We start from the raw sequence: 17,408 nt of genomic DNA, 5'->3' as shown, positions 1-17,408 counted from the left end.
TTCCGCGCACCGAGGTTTTTTTTGAGCAGGAATTAAAATCCTAACAATCGTGCCTTTAATCTGGGACGGGGCGCTTATCGTTGCTTTCAGCTAGATTTCCTAAGGCGCCTGCCCCGGTTAATGCTGCGTGAACCACGAAAGCGTCATGTCGAAATAGGTGCTGTGTCCGCACGCCTGCGAGGCTTCACGAGCTATGCTGCCGCGAATAAGTCTAAAGCTGTTGAACACCGTGATATTTCGATTGCCACTTAGACGAACCATCAGATACTTGAATGTTCTAGACGTCCAGTCGCGCATAAAGCTCTGGTGAACCGCCTCTTCCGGGTTGGCATAGACAACATCGCCACCCATCTTAACGGTCTTGGCAAGTAAGCCTTCGATTTCTTCTGGTGGATGTTGCAAATCTTCATCCATCGTCACAACCCAGTCGCCAGAACTTTTCATGATGCCCGCCACCGTTGCGGCGTGCTGGCCGTTATTCCGCGACAGGTGGTACGGCTTCACCCACTCATATTCTGTTCCAAGATCATCAATGATCGCACCTGACGCGTCCTTTGCCCCGTCCTCGACAAAGATAAGTTCTGACACCTGAAACGGTGCGCCGTCATCGAGAAACCTTGTCCGCACAGATGCCACACGCTGGCAAATCTGTCGAAGATAAGCCTCCCCCGAGTAAACTGGCACGATAATGGAAATAGAAATCATAAGAAGCCCCGAAATTCCCTTGCTCCGTGGATTAACAACTGTCAGAAGCGGCTTCAAACAGAATCTCTCGGGCACGCGATGAATGTGATAATCCAGTTTGGACGATTTGGGCTGGTGGGCCTTCTGAACACGTTCATCACACTTATCGTAATTGCTGTTTTAACGTGGCTCGGCGCTTCTCCATTTGTCGCAAATGCAATTGGTTACGGTGCTGGTCTTGTGAATAGCTACTTCGGAAACATGAAGTGGACGTTCAAATCTGATACCAGTTGGAGACGAACTATCCGTTTTTTGGTCGCCTTCGGTATCTGTTATGCCGTAAATGTCTACATCTTGCATCTATCATTGCCGCTGGCTCAGTATCAGGTGTTAACACCTCAACTGATCGCAATGGCTTCATACACGGTGCTATTTTTCATTCTTTCACGGGCTTGGGTGTTTAAGAAGTGAACTCTGTAAAACTTGGCAAAGAAACGCTGTTATGGACAGCGGTTTCAATTCTCGGACTTATTTCCGTAATATCGTTGTTTCTCGGCGTAAATAGTCCAGATGACATTCACCAGAATGCGCAGCCGGCAACTTCATTCTCGGCAATCGTCACTCACTGGAACAATTTCCGGTATTTCATCGTGGTGATTTCTCAACCATTTGTGAAGTTCGGCGTTCACTACAACGAATTCATGCCATTATGGGTCTTTTCATTAGTGACCGGAATATCTGTAGCGTGTTTTGCGACTTTGAAATATTGCAAACTGCCGCTGTCATATCTTCCCTTCTTTATCGCTATTGTAACAGTCCACGGCTACTTTACGAACATATTCTACTATCCGATGTCGTATTCCGTTTTCGGATTTGGCTTTCTTTTTACGGGCCTTGCGGTGCTCTGCCTAGCAAAAAAAGGTTGGCTCTGGACCGCCCCTTCTGCGGTATTGGTCGGCTTGGCTTTGATGTCATACCAACCGGCTGCGCTCATCATTCTACACGCTGCAGCGCTTAGCTATTTGGCTCGCTGGCTCGGAGCCTCCGAAGACTTCCCTGATATCTTTCAGGATGTTATTAGGGCACCGATTGCTTTTGTTGGCGGCGTGGTAATCTTTCTACTCACCGTAAAAGCGCTATCAGACGGAACAGGCAGGGCGGTCGATCCCGGCAACTTCTTCCAGAATATTCCGCCTTACCTTTATACCTTGAAGGAAATGCTATTCGGCCTTACCGCAACGAATAATATATATCCTCATATCCAGCGCATCGCCGTCATCATTGTATTTGTTGTCGGTCTAGCCACGGTAATTCGCAATCTTTCACGACATAGCGTCATTTCTGGATTTGTGGCCGTAACCGCCTTAGGATGCGCTTACTTGATATTTCCAAGCCCATTGAATTTGTTTTCGGATTTATTCTGGCCGTCGCCGAGAAGCATTTCCGCCAGCGTGTTTTTCTTAATAGGGCTGCTCTTCATTCTCATAAACTGGTACAGTAAGTATCTGAAGGCGCAGTGGCTTCTTGCAGCTTTTGTTATATTTATCTCTGTTTCGTCTTCTCATCAAATCAAGGTTATGTCGGGAGCCATGGCTCAAAATCTGGTTGATGAATTCGCAGCAAAACAAATTCTGTCAGATATCGACAAAGTAACGGCTATCACTCCACAAACGAAGATTGCTGTAAAAAGCACTTGGAAAAATGGCGTCACAATCAACCCTTATATTTCCATCGACAACGGACTATCCGCTTTCTCCACGAACTGGAGCAACAACAACATACTGTGGTTGAATAGTCAGATCAAGTACACCCGTGTTCTTCCTCCAGAACATTCCTGCGAAGTGAACCCTTCCCCGCTTTTTTGGAGCATCGAGAAGACAGATGATACTATTGTTGTTTGCATGAGATGAATAATCACCTCATGCTAGCGTACCATTCACCGAAATACGAATGTTGTCGACACAAGGCATTGTAAACTCGGTTAATGTCCCTTACGACGATCAACGTGTCGGGACATGCCCTCCTGATCAGACCGAATACTTAACTCGCTAGATAATGGCTCTTGACAATGAACGACAACGGTTACTTCAGATTTCGATGGGTAATTCCAGATTAACTCTGGACAACCGTTGGCATTTGCGACAAGCAATGCGCAAGCTCGTACGTCTATTTCCATCACCATCCAAATTATCAATTTTGATTTCGCCTCTGGAGGGGCAAATGTCCGAAGAACGCATGCACTTAGAGAATGCTCATTATGATCCGTTCTATGCGAGCCAACACGTAGCTCGTTATGAGATGTTGCGCCCCTTTTGTGAAGGGAAGGTTATTCTGGACGTTGCTTGTGGCGAGGGTTATGGCTCAGCACTCCTTTCTCGGTGGGGCGCGAGAGAAGTCGTCGGCGTTGATGTGTCAGACGACGCGATAACTAACGCCAGCAAATTATTCGCAAGCGAAACAGTCAGTTTTATTAAACACGACGCCCACTTGATTGACGAACGATTGAAACCGAAGAAGTTTGATATCGTCGCTTGTTTCGAGACTATCGAGCACCTAAAGGATCCTGCCAAGTTCCTTTATGCCGTTAAAAAGCTTCTAAACAAGAAGGGGATAATCGTCATAAGCTGCCCAAATGAGAAAAACGATTTCTCTGGCGAAAACGATAATCCTTATCACCTTGCCGCTTACTCGTTCCACGAGTTCCAGTCATTGACCGAAAAGATTCTTGGCAAAGCAAGCGGATGGCTATTTGGCACGCCAGCCCAAGGCATGGTAAATTTCTCGTTCAATGATAGCTTAGCATTAAAAACAGACGCGAAGCTATTGGATATTACTGAAGCTGCAGATATCCACTCATCGTCGTTTATTGCACCCGCCTCGCACATCAGCCCTTCCGAGCAGAACTGTTTGTACTTCGTTGGCATGTGGGGTACTCGACCTCAAAGGTCTTCGATCGTTTCTCCTGTATCCTACCCCGCATTCATATCGCCTTGGGTAAAAATTGAACATCTCGAAAAAACTCTGGCCGCCAGAACAGAAATGGTTGAAACGTTGAGCCAGCGCTTGAACGAAGTCCGCTCCGAGGCTAGCACTTATAAGACCAAGGTCTTGCGCCTTGCGAAAGAGCTAGATTTTGAGAAGTTACAATCTGGCATTCGATTTTCCTCTAATGCTCAACAAATTCAGCAGCTTACAGCTGAATTAGAAATGTATAGAAGATCGAAATTCGTTCGAGCGGGAAGGTTGGTTAACCGTTTATATAGCGTTCCAGTTATCGGCCATGCATTAAGACTTACTAGAAAAATCTCTAACATTTTTATTAGGTAAGTCTATGTACTCTCCAATCAAATATGATGTTTCTATTATCGTAAGCATTCACAATGATGCAAAATTCTTGGCGCGGACAATATGGTCTTTCGCCGAGGCGGCAAATTTCGCATCCCTACAGGGCATTTCAACTGAGCTGGTGCTAGTTCTTGACAACCACCACGATACGGTACCCCATGCACTAGACCAGTGCGACTACTCTGCATTTGCTAATGTGCAAAGAGTGATGGTTTCGGTTGGCTCGCTTGGCCCGTGTCGCCAAGCCGGCATTGATGCCGCTTATGGGAAATACGTCGCACTGAGTGATGCGGATGACTTAATTTCCTACAACATGATCTCAGAGATGTTTCAGCAGGCTGAGAAACATGGTGGAAAGATTGTCATTTTCCCGGGTTGGCTTGTTGCATTTGGTGGGCAACATCACCTCTATAAAATGTTCCCGCTTAATCAGGTCAGTGAACTAGCTCTATTCGATCACCATCCTTTTATTTCCCGTTCATTTTTGGCCCGCGATCACGCTAGAGAAATTCGTCTGGCGGATGTCCCGGCAAATGGTCAATATGCTTATGAGGACTGGCACCACAACGCCACCTTGGCTGCGAATGGATTTGAACTGACTACATGTCCAGACACCGTGTTCTTCTATCGCAAGAAGGGCGTCAGTTTGTTGAATACGGTGAATGCATCTTCAAGCAAGGTTATTCCGTTTTCGGACTATTTCGCTCCTGAGAAGTTCTTGAAGCTTTGCGCCCCCGCGCAACAGCACTATAAAAGCGTGATGGAGGGGACTGAGGTTCCTCCAGATATGATCTACTCTTCATTCGTATCTTCAACAGCTTTAGTAGAGCTATGTTCTTCCGCCAACGTCATTGACCCTGCCGTCGATATTCGCCATCTATCGCCTGGAAACTCATTCTCTAATCGCAAAGACGATCTTACCGCAGGAAGTGCCTATTACAAAATATGTGAACACTTCAATGGTAGAACCAACTACACTGATGTTTTCATCCTGCCGTTTTTCACAATGGGCGGGGCTGAAAAGGTCATTATGAATATCATCGAGGATATTCTTTCGGTCGATGCGAACCGTGAGATATTGTTCATTTTTGGCATGCAATCCAGTGCGCCGCAGTGGTTAGAGACGCTCCCAAAGCAAGTTACAATCTGCGATATGTCGCAGTTCTGCAGCCTTTCACGCGAAGAAACGGTTGATCTGCTTACCCTAAGAATTATTCAAGCGTTCGCTCCTGGTGCAAATCTCTATATTAAGAGTTCACCATTTGCTTACCGTTTCTGGGGGCGCTACGGCGATCTCCTGAGCGGGCAAAAAAGCACTCTACTTCGCTTCTGCGATGGTTCGTTTGAAATGCAGTCGCTGCCGTTCACGGTGGGCTTCGATTTCAATTTCATCTCCGAGTACAGCGATACTCTAACGCTTATCCTTTCTGACAATCGCTACATCAACGATGCAGACCATGCACGCCTGCCCCATCTATCGGGCAAGCAAGATGTCCTTTACTCCGTTGCCACCCCGGCTGCGACGGAAGATGAGTTAGACGAGCGATACGATCAACTTCATGATAGGGTAATTTGGGCATCTCGATTCGACCATCAGAAGCGACCGGAACTCTTGCCATTACTTGCAGAAGCCCTCGAAAAAGAGTTTCCATCGGTGACACTGGAGGTATGGGGCGCCGCTGTATTGGGGACTGGCGACATTTCCCAATTGGCTGCTCATAAGAATATCGAGCTAAAGGGCACCTACCAATCATTTGAAGAAATCCCGTACGGTTGTTCTGATGCTTTCATATATACCTCTAGGTTTGACGGAATACCGACCGTAATCCTGTCTGCACTCTCTGTAGGTATGCCGGTGATCGCACCCCGCTTGGGTGGCATTCCTGAGATCGTGATAGATGGAGAAACAGGCGTACTCGTAGAACCATATTTGGCCGACGATGGATTAGTAAATGCCTATATCGAAGCCATTCGCCACATTCGAAGCAGCCCAGAGGTTCGGTGCACCCTAGGGAGAAATGCATTGCGAATAATCCGTAACCAGCATTCCCCGGAAAAACATCTCAATATAGTCAAAAAACACCTGCTCTCATAGAAAGCAATCTCATTCTAGTTCTTTCTCCACGTACCGGATGGACCTACTAATTATTGCCGCGGCACCCTACCACTGCGGTCGTAGACGAAGCATTTAATTATATTCGGCCAAACTCTAAGTTTGAGGAAAAACAACTGCATCGCTCGTTATTTGCTTCAAATTTTAACTTGAAATGCGGCGTCGATCTGGGCTTGCGTGGTGATTGATCCAGATGCGATAGCGGCCAGCAATTGCGCCTCGATCCCGTAGCTGTTTCGGACGTGAAGGCGGACGGCTGCGGCAAGATCGTCCATTTGTTCGTTCGTCAGGGGGCGAAACCCACCGTCGGCAAACTTCCACGGATCGCCATCGACACGTTCGCATTTTTCGATGGCAACAGCCTCAGCAATGATCTTACTCTGGCTTTTGCGGTCGGAAAGAACCGGCCAGCCATTCCAGACGGTTCCGCCAACTTCGCGCTCCCAGCGTTTGGCGGCTGCATAGTCTTGCAGCGACATGCCAGTCGAACTTATTGGTGGTGGGCTTCCTAACACACCATCCTGCGATATCCACAGCAAGCCTTGCGCCGCATCTTCCCACTGTTCGTCCGTCACATCGACAGCATTGCCCGGTATGCCGGGGTGTTCCTTGCCGTCGTCGCTTGGTGGATATGTGGCGTCGTCATAAAAATAGAGCGGATAGCCCTCTGTTCCGAAAACGATCTTTTTCATTTCGTCACCCTAGAAGAAAGCCAGATGCCCAGGTGCGACCGCCCTGGAGTGCAGGGTTTCCAGACATACTGTCCAGAGATGTGTAAAATTGCACGGTATTACCAGCTGCTAAGTTCATCGCGCACGAAACCGAATTCGGCATGTAGTAACCCGTTTTGGCTTGAAACGAACTGTTGTATGTCGCACCATTCAAGCGGATAGCGCAGCCTCCCTGCCCGATATTTGTTGTGCCGTCTATGATTTGCACCCAAAGGCCAAACCAATACACACCCGCAACAGGTGCTGTGAATGTCGTTCCGTTCCAGTGGTTACCGATGTTGAACTGGGTTGATGTGAACGAAATAAGAGTGTCGCCGTTTGCGATATTTACGCTTGAAGCCAGTCGAGTATGAAATGCCGGGCGATTGGCGCTGATAGAAGCTCGCAAAGTGGCTACATCTGGATCGTCGAGAATAGTGCGCATGAATGGCGTCAAGGGCGTTAAGCCCGCTGCATCCCCTGCTGTTAGGTACGGCATCGTGTTTGCCGCAGCAGTACCGCTGAGATTAAGCAATGCGATTGCTGCCGCGCCCAAATCGCTTACAGCCAGATCGCCATTCGCATCGGTGCGCAAGAATTTATTGGCTGCCAGTGCAACTTGCTTCAGATCGCCCGTAGCATCCGTCTGCAATATCTGGCGCGCCGCCAACGTCAGCGCCGCCAGCTTGTCGAGACTGCCGTTCGGGTCTGTCACGAGGTCCGCCAACTCATACTCACCCGTAGGCCCACCGACCGGAACCTTCCCCTCCTCGACGCCGAGTTCGGCCAAGTTCATCAACACGCCATTGCCAAGCAGTTCGATAATGGTTGCGGCTTGCGTCGAAACCCGCGTGCCGTCACCCAGCTGTCGGGCACGGTAGGCGCCGTTGACGATATCGAGGCCCGTCCACGGCTCTGCAAGCGTCAGTTGCGTGTCGCTATCGACGCTGGCAATGACAGCGGTCAGGTTCTGGATTTGAAGAGTGTCACCTTCGCGAAACCGCGTTACCTCGAACAGCGTGCCGGTTCCCGTAACGGTCACTGACCCATTGGCGAGCGAAATCGTTCCCGACATGTAGTCGGACAAAGTAGCCATAGATTTTTCTCCTGAGATCAGTTCGGCGTTATGCCAAAAATGTAGTACCGGACACCCTGAATACGGGCACCGTAATCAAGTCGCGTCCAGCTGCCGGCCTGACTGAATGCATCAGACCAACCGCTATCGGGCGAACAGAAGAAATCGACATAGGTGTCGTTCACTTCGGCCAGCATGGAAATGTTGGAAACATCAACCCCGCGTTCGGCCCGATAGATCGGCGTCGTTACACAGTTCGGGAACACGGTTGAGTATTTTAGGTAAGGCACGAAACCGGCATTATTGAAGTTCAGCCGATAGGTTCTCACGCCTTTATATACCGCGTCTCCTGCCGACGAGTTGCCAAAGCTCGATATCGGGATAAAGCCTTGTGCGATGATCTGGAATTGCGGATAGCGGCTGTCAAACAGGATATCGTTCGGACGGCTGGCAGGGTCACTCGTGCCCGGCTTTTTGATTTGCACATAGTCACGCGTTCCATCATTGCCCCGGAATATGACCTGATTGCCGCCCGTCGATTTCGGCTGGTCATCCACGTTGAAGACGACGTACCGCAGGTCAACCGCATCTTTCTCAGAATTGTAGAACGTGATGCTGTTGCCTGACACGGCATAGGACAGCTGCCAAGTTCCCGCCGCCGTTGTATCGGTCAGCAGCCCAGGTACGCGCCACGTCTGCCCGGAGACACGGAACATCACGTCAACAACTGCCCTTTGCGAGAGAATGACGCCAGCCGGTGCTGCAATAGTTCTCGATCCATTGGCCGGGATATTGTTTTCCGTTCCGTTCATGACGCAGAGAGCCGGTGAACGATTGTTCGAGCTTATGATCGTGCCGAACTCATTCGTCGTGTTCACATCATAGCCTGGTCTGGACAGCACAAACCGGCTGGAACTCGCCTCCAGCGACAGGAGGTTCGGAGCAGATGTATAAGTCCGCATGGCCGATGCGTCGGCGGGCAAGTCCCATACACTTGGATAAATGGCGTTGGGATTTCTATTGTCGTTATAGATTAACTGCTGTTTCCAAACAAACCACTCGCCCATCCCAACGAAACCGGATTGTGAACTGCTGATAATCCCATTGTAGACCGTCGGGAAAGTCGTTTGTCCGCTAGTGGTTCCAACCAATCTTCCCATGACAGTATAAAACTGTCTTGCTGTGACAACGTTGTGGTTTGTCGATCCGACCAGTGCGTAGTAGCTTTGAAAAGCACCGCATTCAACTCGATTGGTCAGAAGATCAACCTGTCTGAATTCAGACATCGGAACATACCCCATATTTGGGTACGCATTTGTTATTCGATAGAACGTATTGACGTTAAAAAACGCGTCACTCGTACTGCCAACATTGCTACCTGAAATAACAACATTGCCCCGATCATTGGTGATGTTGAATGTCGCCGGAAGCGCGGATAGCTCTGCCGAGCGATAGAAAAACGGGTTGGTCGGGAACACATAAGACAGGTTCTGCGTCTCCGAATTGAAGAAGAACCTGTCAAATGCCGTGTTGGCCAGTGTCAGCGGATCATCCGTGTCATATTTCAGGCACTTCAAAACCGGGCCGACGCCCGGTTTGTAGCCAATAAATGTCTGGGTCATGTGAATATCCGCAGATCGGCTAAGTTGTCATAGCCGCGCATGATGAACTTGCCGTTGTTGGACTGGAGCACGTCGAAATACAGCGTTCCGAGACGGGCATTCTGAATGTAGACCTGCCCATTCTGCACAACGAACGGATAGGTGAAGGTGCCGTTATTGTTCGGATCGGCAATCGCGAACTGGTTGGACACAACAATGAACTGGCTACCCGTCGGGGTGACATTGATAAACCAGCCTGCCTGTTTCCAAGTGTCGCCTGTGTTGATGCGGGCGTAAGCCGATATTCTGGCCGATGTGCCACCGCCGCCAACCGTCGCCGTCATGCGCCAACCCGAGTTAGCCACCGTGCCGTCGACCGACGCGTTCACGTCAGTGATCGCATCTGCGACGGCTGTGTACTGCCCTTCGACATTATCCACTCGCGTGGACAGAAGCGTCACAACGCTTGCGTCTGCCTTGTCGTCAAGCTCGGCGTTCAACTGTGTCAGTTGCTGGACAATGGCGCTGTTGGGCCCGGTCGCTACATAGATATCTTCCGACCACGAAGCCCTTGCCTTGCCGTAGGTGCTGGCAAGCTCGCGGCGAAGCGACCGACTATCTGCATAACCGGCCAGCATGCCGTCAGCGGTCTTGGTGGCGTTTTCCTGAGCCTGGCGAAGCGCTTCGCGCCGGTCGTCGGTCATCCAGTTAATGAGGCCCTTCACGTCACCGTCGAGGCGCTCGTAATCGACTGGGCTATCATCGCCTGCCGCCTTAAGTGTCGTGAATGGCGTTTCTGTCGACCAAGCGACCGACCGGCCATTGTCGACACGCAACCGAGTCCGGACGAACCAGTCAGTCAGCGAAGTCAGGCCTTCAACTATTGGGACGTTGATCACGTCCCAAGTCACGAACTTGTTAAACACCTGCGACGGGTCGTTCGCTGGCCAATATTCGATATCGACGCCGACGACCGAGATATCATCAATCGGATCCCAGATTAGCCGCACACCGGGCAGTTCGCCTTGTCCATCTGCAACGACAACAATTGGAATGGCGAAGAAATTCTGCACTTCGGCCAGATATTGTGGCGGCGGCACGACTATGATGTTCGGCGGGTTTGTTTCGTAAGCTGTCGGATCAAAGACACCATTGCTGATCTGCTGCAACGACAGTGAGATATCGCGAGCGCCATCGGTATTGATCCCGCCAAGCTGGCGCGTCAGCACCTGAAACGTGCGGTCGCCATATTTTGCACTATTCCAGCGAACCCATCGACCTTCCTTGATTGTGTCGAGGAATTTCGGATGAACGACGATTTCCGCTGATGCCTGATAACGCGCCCCACGGATCGCGATATCAGCCAGCCTGTCTACCTGCCGCACGTCAGTGACGGCTGCATATGGAATGGCGCTGGCAAGCGTTTCGCGATCTTCAGCTAATGCACCAGCATCGATGCGGGTTGCCGCGTCCTTCGTTTCATAGAAGTCATCCGGCGAAACGTAAGAGGCCGCAACCGTGTTGATTAGCTCGGTGCGCTTGCGTTTCGCACTGAAGCGAAGCGGTGCACCACGCTTGATATCGGCATCGGTGATGGTTGCAACGATGGCCTGTGGAGCGCCTGCAATCGGGAATTCGCCGTCAACACGCTCCACCCACGAGCCGCACATGGCTTCGAGTATCGGCGTCAGGTTGGCGTCGTGGTTCGCGCCGGGACCGTCCTTGGCAATCGCGTGCGCGCGATACCGCTTAGAACCGTCCGGCATACCTTCATCGCAGATATTCGCCGCCTGGGTGTATTCTGCCAATGGCAGGCGGCTTGCACGAACCGCCTTGCCGACCATGCGCTGCGTACCGTTGAAGAACCCTCGCTCCAGGTTATAAATCTGCACAACCGGATTATCGGAGTATTCCCACGTGCTCTGATCGTCCCAGCGATGTGCGCCCGCACCGCCCATCGTGGTGTCTTTGCGCCAGTCATAGAGCGGCGCGCCAACGACTTCGAACAACAGCTTTGCGGGCGAGGTCAGTCCATCGCCATTCTTGCGCAACTCCGAAAACACGATCGCATAGGCTACGCCTGCGCCGCGATGGCTTGCAGTCCAGCGACCCGCAGGTCGGGCATTATTGATCAGCGTCGGTTCCGCCTGCTGATCCATCGTGCCATAGAAGAACTTGACGCGGACGTTATCGTGATCGTCGCCGCTGGTGCCTTCGTTCGGCACATGCCAATAGCCGTCAGCGTCTTGCGCAATCAGTGTACGCCACTCACCGTTGTAGCGAACACGAGGCACAGACGTAATGCGAAAGCTCGACAGAACAAACACATCCTGAATGAGACGCCCGCCACTGCCGTAGCTGTTTCGATAAATATGATGGCCTTCGGTCGCACACGTGCCGAGAATTACCGAACGCGGGATATTCGCACCGTACTGGGTTTCCAGCTCGGAAGCGCGGCTCTGCGTCTTAGGAGGGAATAACGCGTTTACAGCATATTTAAGTGCAATGCCGAATGCGGTCTGAGCAATACCGGCGAGAATCGGACTGGCAGCAGCCCACGCGGCCACGCTCGACACGATGCCGCCGATAGCGGTGAAGATAGGCGCTAAAAATGGCATACGGCGACCTCATGCAGGCGCAACAAAAAAGGCCCGCTGCTGGCGGACCTTCAAAGGCGCTGATTGTCGTGGTGGTTAGCTGCCGACCCTGTAGGCCTGCTCGATTTCGGTCACCGGAAAGAACGCAAGGCCCGCAGGCTGTTTGACCGCAAAGCCAGAACCGCAAATGAACCCCGCGACGTATTCGTCATTGATTAGCATCACGCCGACATCCCCCCGACGGGCAGAAAGTCGATTGACGGGCTCAAGCTGGAGATAGGTTTCGAACACATCCTTGACGCTCTCGCAGCCATTGGCGCGCATCTTGCGAGCGGCGCCGGCTTCCGTTTTGTATTTGCCGCGAAACTCGGCGAGCGGATGTTCACCAATAACCGCTTCAATCGCATCTGCCGCAGTCATGAGGCAGTCCGAGATGCCCCATTCGGGAGTGATGGATACGTGGGCCGTCGCAATATCTTCCAGCGCCCGATCCCATCCTTGCACCCTAGCCGAATCTGATTTTGAAGAATTCATTCTTGATCCTCGCTGCGTACTCGAAAAGCATGTCGCCTAACGAAACAAGCTGCTGATCCTCGTGCGAGGCATAACGATAGCCTTCGCGGAAATTGTCGACTGCACCGGTCTCGATATTGCCTTCCAGCCAGACATTGTCGCCCTCCTCTCGGTGGTCGATGGTATCGACATAGCCGTACCAGGTCGGCTCGGCGTGAAGGAACGCGTTCGTGTCTGGGTCGAAATAAAAGTCATAGAACGTAACAGGGCGGTTCTTGTAATCTTCCTGCTCAATCAGCTTCAGCTTATCGGGTGTGAGCCCAAAATCAGCAGCAGCGGGCAACCGCATCGTCACCGGCTGGGCAGCCGTACCGAGCGCATACATAGGCTCGTCGATGTCGATCAGCGTGTTTCCGTTGTACGTAAGGCCAGCATAACTCACGCTCCCCTTGCCAGAGAAAAAGCCATAGGTGCCGGTACCGAATTCGACTTTGACGGCCGAGGCAATCTTACCCCTGCCCTCGTCGAGCAATTGCTGTAGACGTGATGGGAAGGCCATTAGTTACCGCCAAATCATCGAAAGGGTGGATTGAACCGCGCCCAGATGATATCTGGCCGGCATGATTAGAAGCGTTTGCATGTTGATTGTCGGTTTTGGTGCCTTGATCCAAGGTGTACTTCGCCTTGGAAATCCAGCCCAAGCAGTAGAAAAAACGGGCTGGTTATATCAGCAGTTCGGAGACCAAGGCGTAGCTTTCGGCATGATCGCCCTTGGCGCCGTCGCATTGGTCATAGGCGCCATTATGTTCAACAACACTTGGATTCGTGCTATTCGCGCTCGGCGCCAACGGTAGGCAAGCCTACTTCGGCACCTCAATCAACTGAAACGACGCATCGGGAAACTTGCCATCGCCAATTTCCCACGTGTTCGGCATTAGCCGCATGTTCATCACCGGACTCTTGAAGCGAACTGCCGCGCCGACGGTGATGTAGGACGGTAAGAACGGCTCGATCTTCACCTGCACGCTCGTGCTGGCTGCTGTGGCATCAGCAACGATGCGGGCGATGAAGTTGTAATCGCCGACCGTAAACCCGACCAAATCGCCTTCCTTCAGTTTCAATCCGACCACCGCGCCATTTAAGGTGAGCGAGTTGCCGTTGATCGCAGCCAGCGTAGCGGTGCCAGTTATTGCCGGGTTATTAGCGTCGCTCCAATAAGCCTGCGGGATGCAAACATGCTTTGGGGTGTAATGCACCATAACCAGACCGCCCCGACACCGATCAATGAACGCCTCGAGCAAATTGCGCTTGGCATTCGTCAACGCTGTAATCTTGGCCGTCCAAGTCCAGAAAGGATCGCCGTTCTCAATCGCTGAAATCGCCCGATCCCCGTACTGAGACATGGAAACCGGGCGATTCAGGACCGGGAAAGTCGGCTGATATCGAAGGCCAGTCGGAAGAAGTTCAGCCATTACCTTGCCAGCCCCCTTGAATTGACTTGCCGTAGATCGCGTGCAGTTCGCATGGCGCCTGTTTTGTCAAAAGCAGTAAGCCCCTGTTTCACGTTCCGCTGCGAGATGCGTTCGACCTCGGCCTGCCAGTTGCCGTCGCGATCCACAAAGACACGAACGTCGGCAATGCCGGATTGCGCTTGCTGCGTCGCAGCAGATGACCGCAGGATCGGCATGGATGGGGCGCGCAAAGGTGGGCCGCCATCCTTCAGCCCGATAACACGGCCGCTGTTGATGGCTTCCAGCAAGGCGCGGTTGCGCTTAGTGGCGGCTGCGTTCACGACGAACTCCTCGTCGCTCAGCATCGCCGGTATTTTATCGCCACGCGGCCCGCCAGGACCGCGGACAATGCCACCACCTGCGCGTTTTACCGGTCCACCGTTCTTGCGGAAAATGCCACCCAGAGCGCCGAATAGGTTGAAGCCGCCCTTGTCGGTATCGAAGATGTTCGCAAGGCCGATCTCGATAAACTTGTCTGCGATGCGTCCGAGAGAGTTAGCAAATATCTCCGCTGCGTCAGCCCCGTTCAAAAGATCGCTGGCAATTCCTCCAACCCATTCTTTCTGAAAGGCCGCCATGTCTTCGGCGTTTTCCCGAATACGGTTCTGCGCCTCGGCAAGCTTATTAGCCTCCGCACTCGCAAGTGCCCACTGATCGGCGGTCTGGGCAATCTGCGCTCGCAGCTCAGGAGTGAGCGCAACGCCCGCCTTTTGGGCGGCGTTGAGCAGTTCCTGCTCTGTGCGCGCCTTCTCCATGGCAAAGCCATAGTCATTAATCAGCGGGTTGATCTGACGCTGCGCTTCAGTCTCCGCGACAAGAGCCGATGTGCGGTCGGTGATACGTTGGATGTCACTGTCGAACCGCTCCGCGGGTGTCTTCTTCGTGCGGCCCTTCTTCTTGTCGTCTGGTGTGGTCGCGATACCGCCGCCGTAGCCAGAAGGCGTTGAGGCGAGGATCTTTTCGGCACGCTTCTGCTGAACTTCGAGCTTATCGACCGCGCCGGCTAATGCGATAGCATTGTTGCCAGCGCTTTCAGCGGCATATTCAAACGGCTCGAATTTCAAACCCGTCATTCTATAGAATGTTTTGGCTCTTTCGTCGGCGGCGTCGGCGTCTGCGCTTGCCTGCGTGTACGCCGCCTTGGCTGCTTCAAGCTGCAGACTAATCTGCTTCGTCAGTTCAGTCTGATACTGACGAGAAGCTGAAGCAGCATTTTCCAGCGCAACCTTGTTTTCGTCGACAGCATCGCTGAATGATTTCGCAGCACGGTCGCCAGACGACATATTGTTATAGAGCAAATAGACGGCCCCGGCGGCTGCACCAGCCAGAAGACCAATAGGGCCGAGCGATGCACTGAAGGCGGCAACTACGCTCGTACCTGTACGAAGTGCGGTCAGGAACGAGCCCAATGCAACAACGGCCTGGCCCAGTCCGACGACTACGCCAGCGATTGCCCGACCGGTGAACGCGGTAATCAGCACTGTCGCAAAGGCTGCGACGACATCCGCTATTTCTTTGAAGTTGTCAGCTACATACTGCAGCGCTTGAACCAGCTGCCTACTCACGCCAGCTGACTTATCGGCATTGCCGATATAAGCGGTAAACTCGTTATTAATCTGCGTGAAGGCGTCGGCAATCGTCGCGTTGGTGGCCTTGAACTGAGCCTCAATGCCCTTTTGAGCATTCAGGATAGCCTTGAACACGCGATCGGACGTCAGTTTTCCATCGGCGCCAAGCTGCTTCAAGCCAGCAATCGTGGTCTTGAACTCGTCAGCAATTGCCTTCGCAATTACCGGCGCGTTTTCACGCAACGACCGGAGTTCATCGCCCTGCAACACGCCAGAACCCAAAGCTTGCCCGAGCTGGAGAATGCCAGCAGCTTGTTCCTGTGCGGACGCACCGCCAGCCTTAAAGGCTTTCGAAACAAGCGACGTTGCCAAAGCGATCTCGTCTTCCGACTTGGCTACGGCGGAGGCCGATCGGATCAGCCGAGCATATAAGTCAGTATAGGCTTCAAGACTTGTGCGTGCTTCGTTCGCACCGTCCTTCAACTCATTCAGCGAACGTGCGCCAACACCAGCTGCCGTCGCTGACGAACGAATGAGGTTTCCAGCCTGCGTCCAAGCATCCGCATACTGCATCAACTCGCGCGTGCCCAATGCGGCAGTAATGCCGGTTATGGGAGCAGCGAGGTCTTGCATCGCGCCCTTGCCGATGTTGCCAAGCGCCGCATTTATGCGCTGCACGCTTGCGTTTGCTGACTTCTCCATCTGGCCCATCTGCCGCGTGAATTGACCACGCTGCCGATTAATCGCGTTCTCCAATCGCTTGAAATCGGCGGAAAATTGAACGACAAGAGTCTCTAAGTCAGTGGCCATGGTGGGGCACCTATGAAAATAGAACAGAGATTTAATGGAGTGGGCTGGTTAGGAATCGCGTTCCTATTCGTCGGCCCTCTGGTGTCCGCTTATGGCTACTGGGATATGATCGCGACCGTTGCGAAGAACGTCCAATTTGGCGGCTATTACAATCAAAGTATGTTGATGCCGTATGCGCTACTGATCATTGGCGGCATCGCATCACTGGCGTCGTTGCCGCTGATTATTATCGGTCGTGATTTCGAAGGATTTGCCACGGGAGTCGACGGCACCAAGTCTGGATCTCGCGTGAAGGAACCGACGTTTTAGCGAAAGCATTTACGATGCACCCGGACTTAGAGTCTCTTTGCTCCGATGTAGATGAGATCGTAGCAATATTGCGTGCCCATAATGTGCATGGATGGGCGAGTGTGCTCGAAAAAGGCGCATCAGAAATCAGGCTTTCTGACTTTCACGGCGTGATACGGATCCTGCACTGCTATGGCGGCATGGGAACGCTCAATGACATCATCATATATGAGCAAGACAGTAGATTGTTCGATGCTCTTAGAACCCGAATCTATCAGAAAGCTGACGCGATCCGAGCGGAAGAAAACATCATTGCGCGTGCGGGTTTTAACCCATTAACTTAGAAAATTGTCCGAGGAGGGGGACACACATGAAAGCCATCGTCACTATTTGCACCATCATGCTGGCTATAGGCGGTTGCGCCAGCAATAAGGCATCTGACCCGGCGAACAAAGAACTGAGATGCCAGCAACTGCTTAGCCGGGCTAACATCCCAAGATTGCTGGAAGCGGAGCGCGCACAGGCGCAGGCCGAGGCAACGCAGTTGGGTTGCTATTAGTAACCCACCCTACCCCTCGCTCACCCACTCCCAA

The 17,408-nt window shown here is 52.2% G+C and carries 17 protein-coding genes; 8 read left to right on the top strand and 9 right to left on the bottom strand.

Features of this window, described 5'->3' with window-relative positions; all coding sequences use genetic code 11:
- Window positions 1-117: 117 nt before the first annotated feature.
- Window positions 118-762 (bottom strand): glycosyltransferase, encoded by a 645-nt coding sequence (locus D8666_RS11860; RefSeq protein ID WP_147438000.1) that lies wholly within the window; start codon window positions 760-762, stop codon window positions 118-120.
- A gap of 21 nt (window positions 763-783) precedes the next feature.
- On the opposite strand from D8666_RS11860, the gene D8666_RS11855 reads away from it, so the two are divergent.
- The 4 genes from D8666_RS11855 (at window position 784) to D8666_RS11840 (ending at window position 6,124) form a co-directional block, all read left to right on the top strand.
- Window positions 784-1,155, top strand: a complete 372-nt coding sequence (locus D8666_RS11855) for a GtrA family protein (RefSeq protein WP_121538142.1) — start codon at window positions 784-786, stop codon at window positions 1,153-1,155.
- A complete protein-coding gene (locus D8666_RS11850) occupies window positions 1,152-2,594 on the top strand; it encodes a glucosyltransferase domain-containing protein (RefSeq protein WP_121538140.1) in 1,443 nt (480 codons plus the stop codon). The genes D8666_RS11855 and D8666_RS11850 overlap by 4 nt, the downstream gene beginning before the upstream one ends.
- Window positions 2,595-2,904: 310 nt before the next feature.
- Window positions 2,905-4,011 (top strand): class I SAM-dependent methyltransferase, encoded by a 1,107-nt coding sequence (locus D8666_RS11845; protein WP_167836074.1) that lies wholly within the window; start codon window positions 2,905-2,907, stop codon window positions 4,009-4,011.
- Window positions 4,012-4,015: 4 nt separating this feature from the next.
- Entirely contained in the window at window positions 4,016-6,124 is a 2,109-nt protein-coding gene (locus D8666_RS11840) for a glycosyltransferase (protein ID WP_121538136.1), read from the top strand.
- Between the two features lie 155 nt (window positions 6,125-6,279).
- On the opposite strand, the gene D8666_RS11835 is transcribed toward D8666_RS11840, so the two are convergent.
- The 6 genes from D8666_RS11835 to D8666_RS11810 all read right to left on the bottom strand — a co-directional run bounded on the left by D8666_RS11835 (window position 6,280) and on the right by D8666_RS11810 (window position 13,197).
- Window positions 6,280-6,834, bottom strand: coding sequence for a DUF4376 domain-containing protein (locus D8666_RS11835; RefSeq protein WP_121538134.1), 555 nt, complete (start codon window positions 6,832-6,834; stop codon window positions 6,280-6,282).
- A gap of 4 nt (window positions 6,835-6,838) precedes the next feature.
- Window positions 6,839-7,948, bottom strand: a complete 1,110-nt coding sequence (locus D8666_RS24210) for a C1q-like domain-containing protein (RefSeq protein ID WP_167836073.1) — start codon at window positions 7,946-7,948, stop codon at window positions 6,839-6,841.
- Window positions 7,949-7,965: 17 nt separating this feature from the next.
- The gene (locus D8666_RS11825) at window positions 7,966-9,549 is read right to left on the bottom strand and encodes a hypothetical protein (RefSeq protein ID WP_121538132.1); all 1,584 of its coding nucleotides are present in this window, start codon (window positions 9,547-9,549) and stop codon (window positions 7,966-7,968) included.
- The gene (locus tag D8666_RS11820; protein WP_121538130.1) at window positions 9,546-12,146 is read right to left on the bottom strand and encodes a phage tail tip fiber protein; all 2,601 of its coding nucleotides are present in this window, start codon (window positions 12,144-12,146) and stop codon (window positions 9,546-9,548) included. Before D8666_RS11820 ends, D8666_RS11825 begins: the two co-directional genes overlap by 4 nt.
- Window positions 12,147-12,221: 75 nt before the next feature.
- A complete protein-coding gene (locus D8666_RS11815) occupies window positions 12,222-12,659 on the bottom strand; it encodes a DUF6950 family protein (protein ID WP_121538128.1) in 438 nt (145 codons plus the stop codon).
- Window positions 12,631-13,197 (bottom strand): hypothetical protein, encoded by a 567-nt coding sequence (locus D8666_RS11810; RefSeq protein ID WP_121538126.1) that lies wholly within the window; start codon window positions 13,195-13,197, stop codon window positions 12,631-12,633. The genes D8666_RS11815 and D8666_RS11810 overlap by 29 nt, the downstream gene beginning before the upstream one ends.
- A 79-nt stretch (window positions 13,198-13,276) precedes the next feature.
- On the opposite strand from D8666_RS11810, the gene D8666_RS11805 reads away from it, so the two are divergent.
- Window positions 13,277-13,492, top strand: coding sequence for a hypothetical protein (locus tag D8666_RS11805; RefSeq protein WP_121538354.1), 216 nt, complete (start codon window positions 13,277-13,279; stop codon window positions 13,490-13,492).
- Between the two features lie 6 nt (window positions 13,493-13,498).
- Here the strand turns inward: D8666_RS11805 and D8666_RS11800 are convergent, their stop codons facing one another.
- The gene (locus tag D8666_RS11800) at window positions 13,499-14,110 is read right to left on the bottom strand and encodes a hypothetical protein (RefSeq protein ID WP_121538124.1); all 612 of its coding nucleotides are present in this window, start codon (window positions 14,108-14,110) and stop codon (window positions 13,499-13,501) included.
- Window positions 14,110-16,419 carry a tape measure protein gene (locus D8666_RS11795; protein ID WP_235858947.1) on the bottom strand — a complete coding sequence of 770 codons (2,310 nt, stop codon included), beginning with the start codon at window positions 16,417-16,419 and terminating at the stop codon, window positions 14,110-14,112. The genes D8666_RS11800 and D8666_RS11795 overlap by 1 nt, the downstream gene beginning before the upstream one ends.
- 120 nt (window positions 16,420-16,539) lie before the next feature.
- Here D8666_RS11795 and D8666_RS11790 point away from each other — a divergent pair, with 120 nt between their 5' ends.
- Genes D8666_RS11790 through D8666_RS11780 form a run of 3 tightly spaced genes read left to right on the top strand, consistent with a single transcriptional unit; the run spans window position 16,540 to window position 17,374 of the window.
- Complete coding sequence (locus tag D8666_RS11790; protein WP_147437999.1) at window positions 16,540-16,836, top strand: hypothetical protein; 297 nt, start codon at window positions 16,540-16,542, stop codon at window positions 16,834-16,836.
- A 14-nt stretch (window positions 16,837-16,850) separates the two neighbouring features.
- Entirely contained in the window at window positions 16,851-17,159 is a 309-nt protein-coding gene (locus tag D8666_RS11785) for a DUF6966 domain-containing protein (RefSeq protein WP_109367089.1), read from the top strand.
- A 26-nt stretch (window positions 17,160-17,185) separates the two neighbouring features.
- Window positions 17,186-17,374: a hypothetical protein gene (locus D8666_RS11780; protein ID WP_121538118.1), complete on the top strand. Its 189-nt coding sequence runs from the start codon at window positions 17,186-17,188 to the stop codon at window positions 17,372-17,374.
- Window positions 17,375-17,408: the final 34 nt, after the last annotated feature.

Source organism: Ochrobactrum soli (assembly GCF_003664555.1).
Taxonomy (GTDB): domain Bacteria; phylum Pseudomonadota; class Alphaproteobacteria; order Rhizobiales; family Rhizobiaceae; genus Brucella; species Brucella teleogrylli.
Note: the sequence above shows the minus strand (reverse complement) of the source record. Positions and strands in the feature narration are given on the sequence as shown.